Annotated in this window: 16 protein-coding genes; 14 read left to right on the top strand and 2 right to left on the bottom strand. The window is 42.5% G+C overall.

All coding sequences use genetic code 11. From position 1 onward, the window contains the following. Positions 1-114 precede the first annotated feature (114 nt). The gene (locus TZ90_RS08300) at positions 115-801 is read left to right on the top strand and encodes a DUF1275 family protein (protein ID WP_000764010.1); all 687 of its coding nucleotides are present in this window, start codon (positions 115-117) and stop codon (positions 799-801) included. A gap of 56 nt (positions 802-857) precedes the next feature. Here the strand turns inward: TZ90_RS08300 and dusB are convergent, their stop codons facing one another. Both dusB and hslO read right to left on the bottom strand, forming a co-directional pair. After that, complete coding sequence (dusB, locus tag TZ90_RS08295; RefSeq protein ID WP_000183308.1) at positions 858-1,838, bottom strand: tRNA dihydrouridine synthase DusB; 981 nt, start codon at positions 1,836-1,838, stop codon at positions 858-860. Then, the gene (hslO, locus tag TZ90_RS08290; RefSeq protein ID WP_000357854.1) at positions 1,825-2,697 is read right to left on the bottom strand and encodes an Hsp33 family molecular chaperone HslO; all 873 of its coding nucleotides are present in this window, start codon (positions 2,695-2,697) and stop codon (positions 1,825-1,827) included. The genes dusB and hslO overlap by 14 nt, the downstream gene beginning before the upstream one ends. 164 nt (positions 2,698-2,861) lie before the next feature. Between hslO and TZ90_RS08285 the strand changes: the two genes are divergently transcribed. From TZ90_RS08285 to adcA, 13 genes are all read left to right on the top strand, one after another. Further along, on the top strand, positions 2,862-4,289 hold the full coding sequence (locus TZ90_RS08285) for an AcpB/EbpR/MafR family transcriptional regulator (protein WP_045612464.1): 1,428 nt from the start codon (positions 2,862-2,864) through the stop codon (positions 4,287-4,289). 159 nt (positions 4,290-4,448) lie between these two features. Beyond that, positions 4,449-5,957 (top strand): glycerol kinase GlpK, encoded by a 1,509-nt coding sequence (glpK, locus tag TZ90_RS08280; protein ID WP_000076786.1) that lies wholly within the window; start codon positions 4,449-4,451, stop codon positions 5,955-5,957. A 41-nt stretch (positions 5,958-5,998) separates the two neighbouring features. Further along, positions 5,999-7,825 (top strand): type 1 glycerol-3-phosphate oxidase, encoded by a 1,827-nt coding sequence (gene glpO, locus TZ90_RS08275; protein ID WP_045612462.1) that lies wholly within the window; start codon positions 5,999-6,001, stop codon positions 7,823-7,825. A gap of 69 nt (positions 7,826-7,894) precedes the next feature. Beyond that, positions 7,895-8,599, top strand: a complete 705-nt coding sequence (locus tag TZ90_RS08270) for an MIP/aquaporin family protein (RefSeq protein WP_004255366.1) — start codon at positions 7,895-7,897, stop codon at positions 8,597-8,599. Positions 8,600-8,823: 224 nt separating this feature from the next. After that, a complete protein-coding gene (locus TZ90_RS08265) occupies positions 8,824-8,955 on the top strand; it encodes a teichoic acid D-Ala incorporation-associated protein DltX (protein WP_000813667.1) in 132 nt (43 codons plus the stop codon). Between the two features lie 20 nt (positions 8,956-8,975). Further along, the gene (gene dltA, locus TZ90_RS08260) at positions 8,976-10,526 is read left to right on the top strand and encodes a D-alanine--poly(phosphoribitol) ligase subunit DltA (protein ID WP_045612460.1); all 1,551 of its coding nucleotides are present in this window, start codon (positions 8,976-8,978) and stop codon (positions 10,524-10,526) included. Beyond that, positions 10,523-11,767, top strand: a complete 1,245-nt coding sequence (gene dltB, locus TZ90_RS08255; protein ID WP_045612459.1) for a D-alanyl-lipoteichoic acid biosynthesis protein DltB — start codon at positions 10,523-10,525, stop codon at positions 11,765-11,767. Before dltA ends, dltB begins: the two co-directional genes overlap by 4 nt. A gap of 12 nt (positions 11,768-11,779) precedes the next feature. After that, positions 11,780-12,019: a D-alanine--poly(phosphoribitol) ligase subunit DltC gene (gene dltC, locus TZ90_RS08250; RefSeq protein WP_000351967.1), complete on the top strand. Its 240-nt coding sequence runs from the start codon at positions 11,780-11,782 to the stop codon at positions 12,017-12,019. Continuing rightward, the gene (dltD, locus tag TZ90_RS08245; RefSeq protein WP_045612457.1) at positions 12,012-13,280 is read left to right on the top strand and encodes a D-alanyl-lipoteichoic acid biosynthesis protein DltD; all 1,269 of its coding nucleotides are present in this window, start codon (positions 12,012-12,014) and stop codon (positions 13,278-13,280) included. The genes dltC and dltD overlap by 8 nt, the downstream gene beginning before the upstream one ends. Before the next feature lie 154 nt (positions 13,281-13,434). Next, positions 13,435-13,875, top strand: coding sequence for a zinc-dependent transcriptional regulator AdcR (gene adcR / locus TZ90_RS08240; RefSeq protein ID WP_001249308.1), 441 nt, complete (start codon positions 13,435-13,437; stop codon positions 13,873-13,875). Further along, complete coding sequence (locus TZ90_RS08235; RefSeq protein WP_001269497.1) at positions 13,875-14,579, top strand: metal ABC transporter ATP-binding protein; 705 nt, start codon at positions 13,875-13,877, stop codon at positions 14,577-14,579. Before adcR ends, TZ90_RS08235 begins: the two co-directional genes overlap by 1 nt. Further along, entirely contained in the window at positions 14,572-15,378 is an 807-nt protein-coding gene (locus tag TZ90_RS08230) for a metal ABC transporter permease (protein WP_045612455.1), read from the top strand. The genes TZ90_RS08235 and TZ90_RS08230 overlap by 8 nt, the downstream gene beginning before the upstream one ends. Before the next feature lie 9 nt (positions 15,379-15,387). Beyond that, positions 15,388-16,893 (top strand): zinc ABC transporter substrate-binding lipoprotein AdcA, encoded by a 1,506-nt coding sequence (gene adcA, locus TZ90_RS08225; protein WP_000724064.1) that lies wholly within the window; start codon positions 15,388-15,390, stop codon positions 16,891-16,893. Positions 16,894-17,206: the final 313 nt, after the last annotated feature.

The raw sequence follows: 17,206 nt of genomic DNA, 5'->3' as shown, positions 1-17,206 counted from the left end.
CTTTAACTTTTACTAGAAATCGTGCTGTAAAAGAGTGAGCCAACTGTTTTTCACTTAGTTTCTCCAAGAGAAAGTGGTATAATAAAAAAATCAAAGGAAAACGAGTGATAATACATGGCGGATAAATTAATATTACCTCAAAACACACGACTAATGGGAGTATTTCTTGGATTTGTAGGTGGTTCTTTGGATGTGTTTTGCCATATTCAATACCATAGTTTGGTAGCGACACAGACAGGGAATATTCTCCTACTTATATCTGATTGGCACGACTCAAATGTCATCAATACGATGCTGCGATTCTGCTCAATTATCTTCTTTTCTCTAGGATTTCTGTTTGCCCTACACATGAAAGAATACCGCAAAACGGCCTACTGGCGGGTTAAGATGTTGCTTCCTTTATTTATTGGGACACTTATTTTGCCTTTCTTTTCACGATCTCCTCTATTAGAAGTTCCTTTCATCGCTTTGGGAACAGGAATGATGATGCTAACATTTACGGGTAGCTTGATTGAAGATCATCCCTATGTCATTTTTATGACGTCTGGAAATTACCGAAAGATGTTGACCGCTTTGTATCGCATTGCTAGAAGAGAAGGAAATATCCAAGAATACCGTCGTCAAGCCTTAAATTATGGGATTGTTGTGGGAAGTTTCATAGTGGGGGCAATCAGCTTGGCTGTATTGATGCATTTTCTTCATGAATGGTCTGTTTGGATTATCAGCCTCAATTTGTTTTTGATTATGTCCTACTATATAGCTAGAGTGAAGCAATTAGATTTACAAGATGAAAACATATAAAAAACGACAAGACTCATTTTTGAGCTTTGTCGTTTTTGTGAGTTGTAGATGTGAGACTATGCTTTATCCAATTGCAAGAGGGCTTCAATCTCTGCCAGAGTGCTAGCTTGTGAAATAGCTCCACGGAGCTTGGCAGCGCCAGATGTTCCACGGAGGTAGTGAGGAGCGAGGCCACGGAATTCACGAACTGCTACGTTTTCTCCTTTGAGGTTAATCAAGCGTTTCAAATGTTCGTAGGCGATTTTCATCTTATCTTCAAAGGTCAAATCAGGTAGGATTTCTCCTGTTTCAAAGTAATGATTGATTTGGTTGAAGAGGTAAGGATTTCCCATGGCAGCGCGGCCAATCATGACTGCATCAGCACCGACTTCTTCGATGCGTTGTTTGGCTTCTTGGACCGTACGGATATCACCGTTGGCGATAAATGGAATCTTGGTCAAAGCTTGAGCGACCTTGTGAAGGGTCTCAAGGTCTGCGTGACCTGTATACATTTGCTCACGGGTACGGCCATGCATGGCGAGGGCAGAAACGCCTGCAGCTTCAGCAGCGAGGGCATTTTCTACTGCCAGAGACGGGTCAGCCCAGCCGGTACGCATTTTGACAGTAAGTGGGATATCAAGGACAGATTGAACCTTGTTGATGATAGAGTAAATCTTATCTGGATCCTTGAGCCACATAGCGCCAGCTTCGTTCTTCACGATTTTGTTAACTGGGCAGCCCATGTTGATATCCACGATATCGGTTTTAGTGTTTTCTTGGATGAATTCTGCTGCGCGTGCTAGGCTGTCTTCATCGCTACCAAAAAGTTGGATAGAGACAGGGTTTTCGCCTTCATCGATATGAAGCATGTGCAGGGTTTTTTCGTTGTTGTATTGGATTCCCTTGTCAGAGACCATTTCCATGACAACGAGTCCAGCTCCGAGCTCTTTTGCGATAGTACGAAAGGCTGAGTTTGTCACGCCAGCCATAGGTGCTAAAACGGTACGATTGGGAATCTCAACATTGCCAATCATAAAGGGTGTATTAAGATTTGTCACGAATGAGTTCCTCCAGGTCGTTTTCATCAAAGTTGTAAGTAGTTTGGCAGAATTGACAAGTGATTTCTGCCCCATGGTCTTCCTCTTTCATTTCCTGCAAGTCTGAGCTTGGAAGGCTTGCAAGAGCGTTCATAAAGCGCTCATGGCTACAGTCACATTGGAAACGGATTTCTTCTTCAGAAAGACGCTTGTAGGCCTCGTCCCCGTAGATAGCCTTGAGAAGGGCTTCGATATGGTCTTCACTCTCTAGAAGAGTCGAGATAGCTGGCATTTCTTGGATGCGTTTTTCAAAGCGGGCAATCTCTTCTTCCTTGGCTCCTGGTAAGACTTGGACTAGGAAACCACCTGCAACCTTGACCTTGTCTTCTTCGTCTAAAAGGACATTGAGGCCGACTGCTGAAGGCGTTTGTTGGCTTTCAGTCAGGTAAAAGGCTAGATCTTCACCGATTTCCCCAGAGATGAGGGGAGTCATAGAGTTGTAAGGATTCCCAGTACCGTAGTCTGTGATAACGAGGAATTGACCATTTCCAACAAAAGGTCCGACTAGGACTTCACCAGTTGCAGTCTTTTTGATGTCAACACCAGGATTTTGAACGTAGCCTTTGACGTTTCCCTTGGTATCTGCGACGGTGATGATAGCACCTAGAGAGCTAGAGCCCAGTACCTTAACGGTTAGTTTGGTATTTCCTTTTTCATTGGCTGCGAGAATCTGGCTAGCGATAAGAGTTCGACCAAGCGCTACAGTTGAGCTAGCTTGGGTTTGGTGTTTTTCTTGAGCAGTGCGGACTGTTTCTGTGCTGTCAAGGACAAAAGCACGAAAGGCTCCGCTTTCTGATATAGTTTTAATAATTTTATCCATAGCTACTATTTTAGCATAAAAATGCCCAAAGGGGGAGCCGTGTGTTTGCTGATTTTCAGGATAATGGACCAGGAAATCAGCATGAAAATAAAAAGAGAAACAGATTATTTCAGCATTTGTAAGATTTATGCTATGCTTAAGGTAGAAAATGAAAGGGGTAACAAATGTATTTAGGAGACTTGATGGAAAAGGCTGAATCTGGCCAATTTTCAATCCTTTCCTTTCTATTACAAGAGTCTCAGACGACCGTCAAGGCTGTAATGGAGGAAACAGGATTTTCAAAAGCAACCCTAACCAAATATATCACCCTGCTCAATGACAAGGCTTTGGATAGTGGCTTAGAGCTGACTATTCACTTAGAAGATGAAAATCTGCGTCTGTCAATCGGTGCAGCTACCAAGGGGAGAGATATCCGGAGCCTGTTTTTGGAGAATGCTGTTAAATACCAGATTTTAGTTTATCTCCTCTATCATCAGCAGTTTCTAGCCCATCAGCTGGCTCAAGAATTGATGATTAGTGAGGCTACGCTTGGCCGCCACTTGGCTAGTTTAAATCAGATTTTGTCAGAATTTGATTTATCCATCCAAAATGGACGTTGGCGAGGTCCAGAGCATCAGATTCGTTACTTTTATTTCTGTCTTTTCCGCAAGGTTTGGTCGAGTCAGGAGTGGGAAGGTCACATGCAGAAGCCAGAGAGAAATCAGGAGATTGCCAGTTTAGAGGAAATCTGCGGTGCAAGTTTGTCTTCGGGGCAGAAATTGGACCTGGTTCTCTGGGCTCACATCAGTCAACAACGTCTCCGGGTCAATGCCTGTCAGTTTCAAGTCATAGAAGAGAAAATGCGAGGGTATTTTGACAATATTTTCTATCTTCGTTTGCTGAGAAAGGCTCCGTCCTTTTTTGCTGGGCAACACCTTCCTCTCGGAACTGAGGATGGGGAGATGATGATTTTCTTCTCTTTCCTCCTATCTCATCGCATTCTTCCTCTTCATACTATGGAGTATATCCTTGGTTTTGGAGGGCAGTTGGCAGATTTGCTGACACAATTGATTCAAGAAATGAAGAAGGAGGAGTTACTGGGTGATTATACAGAGGACCATGTTACCTATGAACTCAGTCAGCTTTGTGCTCAAGTCTATCTTTATAAGGGCTATATTTTACAGGATTGCTACAAGTACAAGTTAGAGAATCGTCATCCATATTTACTGATGGAACATGATTTTAGGGGGACGGCAGAGGAGATTTTTCATGCTCTACCTGCCTTTCAGCAGGGGACGGATTTGGATAAGAAAATTCTCTGGGAATGGCTTCAGTTGATGGAATATATGGCTGAAAATGGTGGTCAGCATATGCGGATTGGTCTGGATTTGACATCTGGTTTTCTTGTCTTTTCAAGGATGGCAGCCATTTTAAAACGGTATTTGGAATATAATCGTTTTATTACCATTGAAGCCTATGACCGAACTCGACATTATGATTTGCTGGTTACCAATAACCCCATTCATAAGAAGGAACAAACCCCAGTCTATTATTTAAAAAATGACTTGGATATGGAAGATTTGGCGGCTATTCGTCAGTTATTATTCACTTAAAAGGCTTGGTCGTTCCAGGTCTTTTTTGTGAAATTCACACAATCTCCTCACATTTTTTTAAAAATTAAAAAAAGTTGATGAACAAGAAAGCGTTTTATTTTGTATACTAGTAAGTGTAAAGAGGAAACATCCTCAAGATCTTTATCAGGAGGACAGCACATGTCACAAGAAAAATACATCATGGCCATTGACCAGGGGACTACAAGCTCTCGTGCCATCATTTTCAACAAAAAAGGAGAAAAAGTTAGCTCGAGTCAAAAAGAGTTTACTCAGATTTTCCCTCAGGCAGGTTGGGTTGAGCACAATGCCAATGAAATTTGGAATTCCGTCCAGTCTGTTATTGCTGGAGCTTTCATCGAAAGTGGTGTCAAGCCAAATCAAATCGAAGCAATCGGAATTACCAACCAACGTGAAACAACTGTCGTCTGGGATAAGAAAACAGGACTTCCTATCTACAACGCTATCGTTTGGCAGTCTCGCCAAACAGCCCCTTTGGCTGAGCAACTAAAAAGTCAAGGTTATGTGGAAAAATTCCATGAAAAGACTGGTTTGATCATCGATGCTTACTTCTCAGCGACTAAGGTTCGTTGGATTTTGGATCATGTAGAAGGCGCTCAAGAGCGAGCAGAAAAAGGGGAATTGCTCTTTGGTACCATCGATACTTGGTTGGTTTGGAAATTGACTGACGGTGCGGCTCACGTGACTGACTACTCAAATGCAGCTCGTACCATGCTTTATAACATTAAAGAACTCAAATGGGATGATGAGATTTTAGAAATCCTCAATATTCCTAAAGCAATGTTGCCTGAGGTTCGTTCTAACTCTGAAATCTACGGTAAGACAGCCCCATTCCATTTCTATGGTGGAGAAGTCCCAATCTCAGGTATGGCTGGGGACCAACAGGCAGCCCTCTTTGGACAGTTGGCCTTTGAACCAGGTATGGTCAAGAATACTTATGGAACAGGTTCTTTCATCATCATGAATACTGGTGAAGAGATGCAGTTGTCTGAGAACAACCTCTTGACAACCATTGGTTACGGAATTAATGGCAAGGTTTACTATGCCTTGGAAGGGTCTATTTTCATCGCAGGAAGTGCCATTCAGTGGCTTCGTGATGGACTTCGCATGGTCGAAAATTCACCAGAATCTGAAAAATATGCCCGTGATTCTCACAACAACGATGAAGTTTATGTTGTTCCAGCCTTTACAGGTCTAGGAGCTCCATACTGGAACCAAAACGCTCGCGGTTCTGTCTTTGGCTTAACTCGTGGAACAACTAAAGAAGACTTTATCAAGGCGACTTTGCAATCTATCGCTTATCAAGTGCGTGACATCATCGACACCATGCAAGTGGATGCGCAGACAGCTATCCAAGTCTTGAAAGTAGACGGTGGTGCAGCTATGAATAATTTCCTCATGCAGTTCCAAGCTGACATTTTGGGAATCGATATCGCACGCGCCAAAAACTTGGAAACAACAGCTCTAGGGGCAGCCTTCCTAGCAGGTTTGTCAGTGGGCTATTGGAAAGACTTGGATGAGTTGAAACTCTTGAACGAGACAGGAGAGCTCTTCGAGCCATCTATGAACGAATCTCGCAAGGAACAACTCTACAAGGGCTGGAAGAAGGCTGTAAAAGCAACTCAAGTCTTTGCGGAAGTAGACGACTAATACTGGAAGAATAAAGCGACTCAGTTAGAAAGTGTGTAAATATGGAATTTTCAAAGAAAACACGTGAATTATCAATTCAAAAAATGCAGGAACGTACCTTGGACCTCTTGATTATCGGTGGAGGTATCACTGGTGCTGGTGTAGCCTTGCAGGCGGCAGCTAGTGGTCTAGATACTGGTTTGATTGAAATGCAGGACTTCGCAGAAGGAACATCCAGCCGTTCAACAAAATTGGTTCATGGAGGACTACGTTACCTTAAGCAATTTGATGTAGAAGTGGTATCAGATACAGTTTCTGAACGTGCAGTGGTTCAACAAATCGCTCCACACATTCCGAAACCAGACCCAATGCTCTTGCCAGTTTACGATGAAGATGGAGCTACTTTTAGCCTCTTCCGTCTTAAAGTAGCTATGGATCTTTACGACCTCTTGGCAGGTGTCAACAACACACCAGCTGCTAACAAGGTTTTGAGCAAGGAAGAAGTCTTGGAACGCCAGCCAAACTTGAAGAAAGAAGGTTTGGTAGGAGGTGGAGTTTATCTTGACTTCCGTAACAACGATGCTCGTCTCGTGATCGAAAACATCAAACGTGCCAACCAGGACGGTGCCCTCATTGCTAACCACGTGAAGGCAGAAGGCTTCCTATTTGACGAAAGTGGCAAGATTACAGGTGTTGTAGCTCGTGATCTCTTGACAGACCAAGTCTTTGAAATCAAGGCCCGTCTGGTTATTAACACAACAGGTCCTTGGAGCGACAAGGTGCGCAATTTGTCTAATAAGGGAACACAATTCTCACAAATGCGTCCAACTAAGGGAGTTCACTTGGTAGTGGATTCAAGCAAGATCAAGGTTTCACAGCCAGTTTACTTTGATACAGGTTTGGGTGATGGCCGTATGGTCTTTGTTCTCCCACGTGAAAACAAGACTTACTTCGGTACAACGGATACAGACTACACAGGTGATTTGGAACATCCAAAAGTGACGCAGGAAGATGTAGATTACCTACTTGGCATTGTCAATAACCGCTTCCCAGAAGCCAACATTACTATTGATGATATCGAAAGCAGCTGGGCAGGTCTTCGTCCATTGATCGCAGGCAATAGCGCTTCTGACTACAATGGAGGAAATAACGGAACCATCAGTGATGAAAGCTTTAACAACTTGATTACGACTGTTGAATCTTATCTCTCTAAAGAAAAAACTCGTGAAGATGTAGAGGCTGCTGTTAGCAAGCTTGAAAGCAGTACCTCTGAGAAACATTTGGACCCATCTGCAGTTTCTCGTGGTTCTAGCTTGGACCGAGATGATAATGGTCTCTTGACCCTTGCTGGTGGTAAAATCACAGACTACCGTAAGATGGCTGAAGGAGCTATGGAGCGCGTGGTTGACATCCTCAAAGCAGAATTTGACCGTAGCTTTAAACTCATCAATTCTAAGACTTACCCTGTTTCAGGTGGGGAATTGAACCCAGCAAATGTGGACTCAGAAATCGAAGCCTTTGCGCAACTTGGAGTGTCACGTGGTTTGGATAGCAAGGAAGCTCATTACCTAGCAAATCTTTATGGTTCAAATGCACCGAAAGTCTTTGCTCTTGCTCATAGTTTAGAACAAGCACCAGGACTCAGCTTGGCAGATACCTTGTCCCTTCACTATGCAATGCGCAATGAGTTGGCTCTGAGCCCAGTTGACTTCCTCCTTCGTCGTACCAACCACATGCTCTTTATGCGTGATAGTTTGGATAGCATCGTTGAGCCAGTTTTGGATGAAATGGGACGATTCTATGACTGGACTGAAGAAGAAAAAGCCGCTTACCGTGCGGATGTCGAAGCAGCTCTTGCTAACAACGATTTAGCAGAATTAAAAAATTAAGAAAAAATAAAAGAGGCGGCGGGCAACAATCCTTGTCGCCCGCCCCTTCTTTTTAATGGAGATAGAAAGATGATGAATGAATTATTTGGAGAATTTTTGGGAACTTTAATCCTGATTCTTCTAGGAAATGGTGTTGTTGCAGGTGTGGTTCTTCCTAAAACTAAGAGCAATAGCTCAGGTTGGATTGTGATTACCATGGGTTGGGGGATTGCAGTTGCGGTTGCAGTATTTGTATCTGGCAAGCTCAGTCCAGCTCATTTAAACCCAGCTGTGACAATTGGTGTGGCTTTAAAAGGTGATTTACCTTGGGCTTCCGTTTTGCCTTATATCTTAGCCCAGTTCGCAGGGGCTATGCTCGGTCAGATTTTGGTTTGGTTGCAATTCAAGCCACATTATGAGGCAGAAGAAAATGCAGGAAATATTTTGGCTACTTTCAGCACAGGCCCAGCTATAAAAGATACTGTATCAAACTTGATTAGCGAAATCCTTGGCACCTTTGTATTGGTATTGACAATCTTTGCTTTGGGACTTTATGACCTTCAAGCAGGAATCGGAACCTTTGCAGTGGGAACTTTGATTGTCGGTATCGGTCTATCACTAGGTGGGACAACAGGTTATGCCTTGAACCCTGCACGTGACCTTGGACCTCGTATCATGCACAGTATCCTTCCAATTTCAAACAAGGGAGACGGAGACTGGTCTTATGCCTGGATTCCTGTTGTGGGACCTGTTATCGGTGCAGCCTTGGCCGTGCTTGTATTCTCACTTTTCTAATCTAGAAAACAATTATGTTGATAAAGCTTGAGATGAAAATCTCAGGCTTTTTTAAAAATATACATAGAAAAACCGCATAATTTTAAAATTAGCTTAAATATAATGAAAATCTACGGCAAACAATTGAAAAAATACTATATAAAGTGGTACAATGGTAGAAAAATAAGCTAGTAAGAATCACTCTTATTTTAGCGAAAAATTACAGAAATGAATGGTTTTTCTTGATGAAACAGAGAAAAGAATTGTACCTCTTTCTTGGTCGGACAGCCTTGTATTTTCTTATCTTTCTGGGGCTGCTTTACTTTTTTAGCTATCTTGGTCAGGGTCAAGGAAGCTTTATCTATAATGAATTTTAACTTGAAGGAGAATCCCTATTGTGTCAAATAAACCAATAGCAGATATGATTGAAACCATTGAGCATTTTGCTCAGACCCAGCCTAGCTATCCTGTTTATAATGTTTTGGGTCAGGAACACACTTATGGAGATTTGAAGGCTGATTCGGATAGTTTGGCTGCAGCCATTGACCAACTAGGCTTGCCTGAGAAGTCTCCTGTGGTTGTTTTTGGCGGCCAAGAATATGAAATGTTGGCAACCTTTGTAGCGCTGACTAAGTCAGGTCATGCCTACATTCCAATTGATAGCCATTCGGCCTTGGAGCGAGTTTCAGCTATTTTAGAAGTAGCAGAGCCAAGTTTGATTATTGCCATCTCAGAATTTCCATTGGAGCAGGTTTCTACACCGATGATGACTCTAGCTCAGGTTCAAGAAGCCTTTGCTCAAGGGACAAGCTATGAGATCACGCATCCAGTCAAGGGAGATGATAACTACTACATTATCTTTACTTCTGGTACGACTGGTAAGCCTAAGGGAGTGCAGATTTCCCATGATAACCTCCTCAGCTTTACCAACTGGATGATTACGGATAAGGAATTTGCGACGCCAAGTCGTCCGCAAATGCTGGCTCAGCCACCTTATTCTTTTGATCTGTCTGTCATGTACTGGGCTCCGACCTTGGCATTAGGTGGTACGCTCTTCGCTCTTCCTTCAGCCATTACTCAGGACTTTAAGCAACTCTTTGCGACCATCTTTTCATTGCCAATCGCTATCTGGACATCAACCCCTTCTTTTGCGGATATGGCCATGTTATCAGAAGACTTTAATAGCGAGAAAATGCCTGACATCACGCATTTCTACTTTGATGGAGAAGAATTGACGGTCAAAACGGCTCAAAAACTACGCGAACGTTTCCCAAATGCCCGTATTATCAATGCCTACGGCCCAACAGAAGCGACAGTAGCCTTGTCAGCTGTTGCTGTGACAGACGAGATGTTGGCGACTCTCAAACGCCTACCAATCGGCTATACCAAGGCTGATTCTCCAACCTTTATCATTGATGAGAATGGCAAGAAACTGCCAAATGGTGAACAGGGAGAAATCATTGTGTCAGGACCAGCTGTTTCAAAAGGTTATATGAACAATCCTGAAAAAACAGCAGAAGCCTTCTTTGAGTTTGAAGATCTGCCAGCCTACCATACAGGCGATGTGGGAACCATGACAGATGAGGGCTTGCTTCTCTACGGCGGACGTATGGACTTCCAGATTAAGTTCAACGGTTACCGCATTGAGTTAGAAGATGTCTCTCAAAACCTCAATAAGTCTCGCTTTATCGAGTCTGCTGTAGCTGTGCCACGTTATAATAAAGACCACAAGGTGCAAAATCTATTGGCTTATGTCATCTTGAAAGACGGTGTTCGTGAGCAGTTTGAGCGAGATATTGATATTACCAAGGCTATCAAGGAAGATTTAACAGATATCATGATGTCCTACATGATGCCGTCTAAATTCCTTTATCGAGACAGTTTGCCACTGACTCCAAATGGAAAGATTGACATCAAAGGATTGATTAACGAGGTGAATAAGAGATGATGGAGTTCTTTCAACAGCTTCCTCATTTAGAGCCATATGGCAATCCTCAGTATTTTGTTTATGTGATTGCTGCAACCTTGCCCATCTTTATAGGCCTCTTTTTCAAGAAACGCTTTGCCTGGTATGAAGTGCTGGTAAGTCTCTTCTTTATCATCACCATGTTGGTGGGTGGAAAGACCAATCAACTAGCTGCCTTGGGTATTTACCTTTGCTGGGAAATATTGCTCTTGCTTTTCTACAAGCACTATCGAAAAAGTAAGGATGGCAAGTGGGTATTCTACCTAGTTAGTTTTCTGTCCCTCCTTCCGATTATCTTTGTCAAGGTGCAGCCAGCTATCAATGGAACGCAGTCTTTGCTTGGATTTTTGGGAATTTCTTACCTGACCTTTCGTTCGGTTGGGATTATCATCGAGCTGAGAGATGGAGTGATTAAGGATTTTACCCTCTGGGAATTCCTCCGTTTTCTTCTCTTTATGCCGACTTTTTCAAGTGGTCCAATCGATCGCTTTAAGCGTTTTAATGAAAATTATCAGACCATTCCTGAGCGGGATGAGTTGATGAATATGCTGGAAGAATCCGTTCGCTATATCATGTGGGGATTTTTGTACAAGTTTATCCTGGCTCATGTTTTAGGAGAAACTTTACTACCTCCTCTGAAGAATCTAGCCCTGCAGTCAGGTGGCTTCTTTAACCCCTATGCCTTGGCAGTTATGTATACCTTTGGTTTGGAGCTTTTCTTTGATTTTGCAGGTTACTCTATGTTTGCCTTGGCTATCTCAAACTTAATGGGAATCCGTAGCCCTATCAACTTTAATAAGCCCTTTCTGTCTAGGGATTTAAAAGAGTTTTGGAATCGTTGGCATATGAGCCTTTCTTTCTGGTTCCGTGACTTTGTCTTTATGCGAATGGTGATGGTGTTGACCAGAAAGAAGGTCTTTAAGAATCGCAATGTAACCTCAAGCGTGGCCTATATTGTAAATATGCTGATTATGGGATTTTGGCACGGTGTGACCTGGTACTATATCGCCTATGGACTCTTTCATGGGATTGGACTGGTTATCAATGACGCTTGGATTCGCAAGAAAAAAACGCTCAATAAGGAACGGAAAAAAGCAGGGAAGGCTGCTCTACCTGAGAATCGCTGGATTCAGTTGCTTGGCATGGTTATCACCTTCCATGTCGTCATGCTGTCATTCTTGATCTTTTCTGGATTTTTGAATGATTTATGGTTTAAAAAATAAAGGAAATAAAATATGGATATCAAATCAGAAGTTATCGAAATTATTGATGAGTTGTTTATGGAAGATGTTTCTGACATGATGGATGAAGATCTTTTTGACGCAGGTGTCTTGGATAGTATGGGAACGGTCGAGTTGATTGTGGAGATTGAAAACCGTTTTGACATTCGTGTCCCTGTAACAGAGTTTGGTCGCGATGACTGGAATACAGCTAATAAAATTATAGCTGGCATTGTGGAGCTACAAAATGCTTAAACGCTTATGGATGATCTTCGGACCGGTCTTGATAGCTGGTTTGTTGGTTTGTCTGCTTATCTTTTTCTATCCTGCTGAGATGCGCCATGATCTGGGAGCTGAAAAGCGTTCGGCGGTGGCTACTACCATTGAAAGTTTTAAGGAGCGGAGTCAAAAGGTCAGAGCCTTATCTGATCCAAATATGCGTTTTGTTCCCTTCTTTGGCTCCAGTGAATGGCTTCGTTTTGACGGTGCCCATCCTGCGGTATTGGCTGAGAAATACAACCGCTCTTATCGCCCCTATCTTTTAGGACAGAGGGGAGCTGCATCGCTCAACCAGTATTTTGGGATGCAACAGATGTTGCCACAACTGGAGAATAAACAAGTTGTATATGTCATTTCGCCCCAGTGGTTTAGTAAAAATGGCTATGAGCCAGCAGCCTTCCAGCAGTATTTTAATGGGGATCAGTTGACGAGTTTTCTGGAACATCAATCTGGAGATCAGGCTAGTCAATATGCAGCGACCCGCTTACTGCAGCAGTTTCCAAATGTAGCTTTGAAGGATCTAGTTCAGAAGTTGGCAAGTAAAGAAGAATTGTCGATGGCAGACAATGAAATGATTGAATTGTTGGCTCGTTTTAATGAACGCCAAGCTTCCTTTTTTGGTCAGTTTTCGGTTAGAGGCTATTTCAAATACGATAAGCATGTAGCTAAGTATTTAAAGACCTTGCCAGATCAGTTTTCTTATCAAGCTATAGAAGGTGTTGTCAAAGCAGATGCAGAAAAGAATACTTCCAATAATGATCTGGGAATGGAAAATTATTTCTATAATACGCAGATTAAAAAGGATTTGAATAAATTAAAGGATTCTCAGAAAAATTTTACCTACCTCAAGTCGCCAGAATATAATGACTTGCAGTTGGTGTTAACACAGTTTTCTAAATCCAAGGTAAACCCGATTTTTATCCTTCCGCCTGTTAATAAAAAATGGATGGACTACGCTGGTCTACGAGAGGATATGTACCAACAAACGGTGCAAAAGATTCGTTATCAGTTAGAAAGTCAAGGTTTTACCAATATAGCAGATTTTTCTAAGGATGGCGGGGAGCCTTTCTTTATGAAGGATACCATTCACCTTGGTTGGTTGGGTTGGTTGGCTTTTGACAAGGCAGTTGATCCTTTCCTATCCAATCCCACACCAGCTCCGACTTATCATCTGAATGAGCGTTTTTTCAGCAAAGATTGGGCGACTTATGATGGAAATGTCAAGGAATTTCAATAGATAATAGTATAGAAGAGTTCAAGGATGAAACTAGTTTTCACGTTTTTTCTTGACTCTTTTTTTGGTTGTGATATAATTAACCAGTAAATAATTTTTTTTAAAGAATAGTATTTTTCTCTTAAAAAAGAGAAGTCTAAAAGGAAAGGAGTCAGATATGAGACAGCTAGCGAAGGATATCGATGCCTTTTTAAATGAGGTGATTTTGCAGGCGGAAAATCAGCATGAAATCCTAATAGGTCATTGCACTAGCGAGGTAGCTCTGACCAATACCCAGGAGCATATCCTCATGCTCTTGTCAGAGGAATCTTTAACAAATTCAGAATTGGCCCGTCGTCTCAATGTCAGTCAGGCGGCAGTTACCAAGGCCATTAAGTCTTTGGTCAAGGAAGGGATGTTGGAAACATCTAAAGATCCTAAGGATGCGCGTGTGATTTTTTATCAGTTGACTGATTTGGCTCGTCCAATTGCTGAGGAGCACCACCATCACCATGAGCATACGCTTTTAACCTATGAACAAGTGGCAACTCAGTTTACTCCAAATGAACAAAAAGTGATTCAGCGGTTTTTGACTGCTTTAGTAGGAGAAATCAAATAATGAGATATATTACGGTAGAGGATTTGTCCTTCTATTATGATAAGGAGCCAGTTCTTGAACATATCAATTATAGTGTTGATAGTGGGGAATTTGTTACCTTGACAGGGGAGAATGGGGCAGCTAAGACAACATTAATCAAGGCCAGTCTTGGAATCCTTCAGCCACGCATTGGAAAGGTGACTATTTCAACGATAAATACGCAGGGTAAGAAATTGAGAATAGCCTATCTTCCCCAGCAGATTGCCAGTTTTAATGCTGGTTTTCCAAGTACGGTTTATGAGTTTGTCAAGTCGGGTCGCTATCCGCGAAAAGGCTGGTTCCGTCGTTTGAATGCTCATGATGAGGAGCATATCAAGGCCAGTTTAGACTCAGTTGGTATGTGGGAACACCGAGACAAACGCTTGGGGTCTCTATCTGGAGGACAAAAGCAACGAGCGGTGATCGCGCGTATGTTTGCTTCTGACCCAGATGTATTTATCCTAGATGAGCCTACAACGGGGATGGATGCAGGAAGTAAAAATGAATTTTATGAACTCATGCACCACAGTGCCCATCATCATGGCAAGGCTGTTTTGATGATTACCCATGACCCTGAAGAAGTTAAGGACTATGCGGACCGCAATATCCATCTAGTCCGTAACCAAGACTCACCATGGCGTTGTTTCAATGTTCATGAGAATGATCAGGAGGTAGGCCATGCTTAGTTTATTATCTTATGACTTTATGCAGCGTGCCTTTCTGGCCGTTATTGCTATGAGTCTTTTCTCGCCAGTTCTTGGAACCTTCCTTATCTTGCGTCGTCAGAGTTTGATGAGTGATACCCTTAGCCACGTTTCGCTTTCGGGTGTAGCCTTTGGTCTGGTTCTAGGAATTTCTCCGACTATTTCTACTATTGCCATTGTCTTGATTGCGGCAGTCTTCCTGGAGTATCTCCGTACGGTTTACAAGAACTTTATGGAAATCGGGACAGCTATCCTCATGTCAACAGGTCTGGCTGTTTCTCTGATTGTCATGAGCAAGGGTAAAAGCTCTAGTTCTATGAGTTTGGACCAGTACCTTTTCGGCTCAATCGTGACTATTAGCGAAGAGCAGGTCATTTCCCTCTTTGTCATTGCGGCGGTTGTCTTGATTTTGACCTTCCTCTTCCTTCGTCCTATGTATATCCTGACCTTTGATGAGGATACGGCCTTTGTGGATGGCTTGCCAGTTCGTACCATGTCCATTCTTTTTAACATGGTGACGGGGGTGGCCATTGCCCTTATGATTCCAGCTGCGGGAGCTCTTCTGGTATCGACCATTATGGTCTTGCCAGCTAGTATAGCCCTGCGTCTGGGGAAAAACTTTAAATCGGTTATGCTGCTTGCCAGTGCTATTGGATTTTTGGGAATGGTAGCAGGACTTTACATTTCCTACTATGCAGAAACACCTGCAAGTGCAAGTATTACCATTATTTTTGTAACTGTCTTTTTACTCATTAGTTTAGTAAGACGTTTTATCAAATAGGAGATGAACATGAAAAAAATTAGCTTATTACTCGCCAGTCTATGTGCCTTGTTTTTAGTGGCTTGTTCTAATCAAAAGCAGGCAGATGGCAAACTAAATATTGTGACAACCTTTTACCCTGTCTATGAATTTACCAAGCAAGTCGCAGGAGATACGGCTAATGTAGAGCTCCTCATCGGTGCTGGGACAGAACCTCATGAATATGAACCGTCTGCCAAGGCAGTTGCTAAAATACAAGACGCAGATACCTTCGTTTATGAAAATGAAAACATGGAAACATGGGTACCTAAATTGCTAGATACTTTGGATAAGAAAAAGGTGAAAACCATCAAGGCGACAGGCGATATGTTGCTCTTGCCAGGTGGTGAGGAAGAAGAGGGAGACCATGACCATGGAGAAGAAGGCCATCACCATGAGTTCGATCCCCATGTTTGGTTGTCACCGGTTCGTGCCATTAAACTAGTAGAGCATATCCGTGACAGTTTATCAGCAGATTATCCTGATAAAAAAGAGACCTTTGAGAAGAATGCTGCTGCCTATATCGAAAAATTACAAGCCTTGGATAAGGCTTATGCAGAAGGCTTGTCTCAAGCCAAACAAAAGAGCTTTGTAACGCAGCACGCAGCCTTTAACTATCTTGCCTTGGACTATGGACTCAAACAAGTCGCAATCTCAGGTCTCTCTCCAGATGCAGAACCATCAGCTGCACGTTTGGCAGAATTGACAGAGTATGTCAAGAAAAATAAAATTGCCTATATCTACTTTGAAGAAAATGCTTCACAAGCCCTTGCTAACACACTTTCAAAAGAGGCAGGTGTCAAAACAGATGTCCTTAATCCTTTAGAAAGTCTGACAGAAGAGGATACCAAGGCTGGTGAAAACTATATTTCCGTGATGGAGAAAAACCTCAAGGCTTTGAAACAAACAACGGACCAAGAGGGCCCAGCAATCGAACCTGAAAAGGCAGAGGATACCAAGACAGTCCAAAATGGTTACTTTGAGGATGCAGACGTCAAGGACCGCACCTTGAGTGACTATGCAGGTAACTGGCAATCAGTTTATCCTTTCCTTGAAGATGGAACTTTTGATCAAGTCTTTGACTACAAGGCTAAGTTGACTGGTAAGATGACTCAGGCTGAGTACAAGGCCTACTATACAAAAGGCTATCAGACAGATGTGACTAAGATTAACATCACTGATAATACTATGGAATTTGTTCAAGGTGGACAAAGTAAGAAATTCACCTACAAGTATGTTGGTAAGAAAATCTTGACTTACAAGAAAGGCAATCGTGGCGTGCGCTTCCTCTTTGAAGCAACGGATGCAGACGCTGGACAGTTCAAGTATGTTCAGTTTAGTGACCACAATATCGCCCCAGTTAAGGCAGAACATTTCCATATCTTCTTTGGAGGTACAAGCCAAGAAGCCCTCTTTGAAGAAATGGATAACTGGCCAACCTACTACCCAGATAACCTATCTGGCCAAGAAATTGCCCAAGAAATGTTGGCGCATTGATGAGAAATCGACTAGTTCATAGGAGCTAGTCGGTTTTTGGATACTAGATGGTAACTTCATTATAAACCTTTCAGAACTTTAAACAATAAATAAAACTCTTGAAATATTTGGGCTTATATGTTAGAATAATTTTAACGGACAAGGTTCATTAGAACACCAAAGCCCCTAACTACTGCCATAGTTAAGGGCTTTTTTGACGTATCTTAGAGATTTAACGGGTGTTGATAGGCTAGTCACTCGGTCTACTTCTTACCATCTAGCCATTTGCAGACGAAATACAAGATAATTCCTGCTATGACGTCCGCTATAATAG

Origin of the sequence: Streptococcus mitis (assembly GCF_000960005.1) — a bacterium.
GTDB lineage: Bacteria > Bacillota > Bacilli > Lactobacillales > Streptococcaceae > Streptococcus > Streptococcus mitis_CK.
The sequence above is the reverse complement of the archived record's forward strand: the minus strand, read 5'-3'. Positions and strand labels throughout refer to the sequence as shown.